This window comes from Paenibacillus sp. oral taxon 786 str. D14 (assembly GCF_000159955.1).
GTDB lineage: Bacteria > Bacillota > Bacilli > Paenibacillales > Paenibacillaceae > Fontibacillus > Fontibacillus phoenicis.
This window is the reverse complement of the sequence record NZ_GG696011.1, coordinates 1-2,144: the sequence shown is the minus strand read 5'-3', so window position 1 is coordinate 2,144 and position 2,144 is coordinate 1. Positions and strand designations below refer to the sequence as shown.

Below are 2,144 nucleotides of genomic sequence, written 5' to 3'. Positions count from 1 at the left end.
AAAAAACGACTACCGTGTAATCCCTATGAAGACACAACCCTTATATATCAAGACCGTATAGCCGCTTACGAAAATATATTGTTCCCATCTTAGCAAAGCCCCTCTGGGCTGTCAAGGACAAGCGCAAGCAAAGTAACAGGCGGCCTCCCAGCGAATACGAGTGTCTATTTGTCGCGTACATTGACCTAAAATTTACAGGTATTCTGATGCTAATCCTGCCCCATTCCCCTTCGTTTGATTCTGCAAAAAGAAATAGGACGGAGAAGCCTTGGGCGCCTTCTTCCGTCCTTGTATTTTCCTTGTATACACTTCGCTCAGCTAACGCTTATTGGGCGTAATCACCTGGTCGATGATCCCATACTCGCGCGCTTCGTCTGCGCTCATGAAATAATCTCGGTCCATGTCTTTTTCAATCCGCTCTAGGGGTTGACCGGTGCATTCCGCGGCAATGGTGTTCAGCACGGCTCGGGTTCGCAATATCCGGTTAGCACTGATCGCAATGTCGCTGGCCTGCCCTTGGGCACCTCCATGCGGTTGGTGAATCATGATCTCACTGTTGGGAAGAGCAAATCGTTTGCCCTTTGCCCCGGCCATTAACAGGATCGCGGCAAAAGACGCCGCCATTCCAGAGCAGATCGTCTGCACGTCGGGTTTCACATACTGCATCGTATCGTAGATCGCAAAGCCAGCTGACGTCGAGCCGCCCGGACTGTTGATATAAAAGTAAATATCCTTCTCCGGATCCTCCGCCGCCAAAAACAGCATTTGCGCCATAATGCTATTCGCAACCTGATCATCAATCGCGGAACCGAGAAACACGATCCGATCCTTCAGCAAACGTGAATAAATGTCATACGACCGCTCTCCCCGGCCGGTTTGCTCAATGACGTAAGGAATGACTGAACTCATGGCTTACCCTCCTTCAAATCAGGCGGCAAGACCGTAGGACATCAACATCAGATGGTTCTGCACCGGATCGGCAACAAGAGTGTCTACCTTGCTTCGTAAAGAGCTGCGACGGTACGACTGGAGAGTTACCACCGGAACCACATCCTGAGGCCGGGCGTCGTTATACAGCATCGCCAGCGCAGCCGCGTCTTCTCGGCGAATCGCATCCATGTAGGCAAGAACGAGTACATCGTCGGTGAAAGCCTCGGGTAAGGTGTCCTCCTTCATGGATTGAACCTCACCCTCCGGTGGCGCTGCAACTCCTCGTCTGGAACCCTTCACTGTATTCCGCAGTCTGACCCGAGCTCTGTGCAAGGCGGCTTTCACCGCCCCTTCCGTCGACCCAATCAACTGCGCTGCTTCGCCAGCTGTATATTTTAAAGTATCAATCAGCAGCAGCGCGGTGCGTTGTAGAGGCGAAAGCTCGTCAACCAGCGTCTCCATTGCGGCCCACACTGCAGCAGGATCGGTCGGTTCCGGCGCTTGCAGATGTTCGTCCAGGGGGAGCGATTCAACCGGAAGCTTCCGTTTGCGATTACGGTCGATCCAAGCATGCTGGGCGGCACGGTAAAGATAGGCTCGTGTGAGTTGAACGTCATCACCTTTCCCTTGCGTCGCCGACCATATCTTAAGCCATGTATCCTGCGCCAAATCGTCGCCTTCCCAAACGGATCCGGTGATAGATCGGCAGTAATTGCGCAGTGCGGTACCGTACAATTGGACCCCTGTTTGAAAGTTGCCCCTTTCTGAACGGGACCGTGCAGACACGGATCTCTGCAGATCACGCTCCTTAGCTGCTATAGGCACCGGAACACACCTCCATCTGTAGTGTAAGATCTCGCGATCTCCAATGATCCATCTTGTGTCATGCCCTCACACCAGTCTTCGACCAACCAGGAGTAAGCTGAAGACTTACTCACCGGTATAAACGTATTTTTCGGAAGGAACGATACGCGGGATCATCAAATTTTTTATAAATTTTTTATATCATAACACCTTTCGTTCACACTACACACTAGCAGCTTTAGCCGCATTTGCAGCTCCCCACAGTGGATCCTGGATTGGCTCGATTGGGGTAAAGTTTAAGTATGGCATAGTATAACTCATGAGCAGTATCTCAAGAGCGGTATCTCAAGAGCGGTATCTCAGCTGCAGTATTGTACCGTCTGCCCCTCCACGCGATTCCTGCAAAAATG

The 2,144-nt window shown here is 51.6% G+C and carries 2 protein-coding genes; both read right to left on the bottom strand.

The window, feature by feature from the left end; translation table 11 throughout:
- Positions 1-318: 318 nt before the first annotated feature.
- Positions 319-909, bottom strand: coding sequence for an ATP-dependent Clp endopeptidase proteolytic subunit ClpP (gene clpP / locus POTG_RS22435; RefSeq protein ID WP_009227142.1), 591 nt, complete (start codon positions 907-909; stop codon positions 319-321).
- A gap of 18 nt (positions 910-927) precedes the next feature.
- Positions 928-1,665 (bottom strand): RNA polymerase sigma factor, encoded by a 738-nt coding sequence (locus POTG_RS22885; RefSeq protein ID WP_050769835.1) that lies wholly within the window; start codon positions 1,663-1,665, stop codon positions 928-930.
- Positions 1,666-2,144 lie beyond the last annotated feature (479 nt).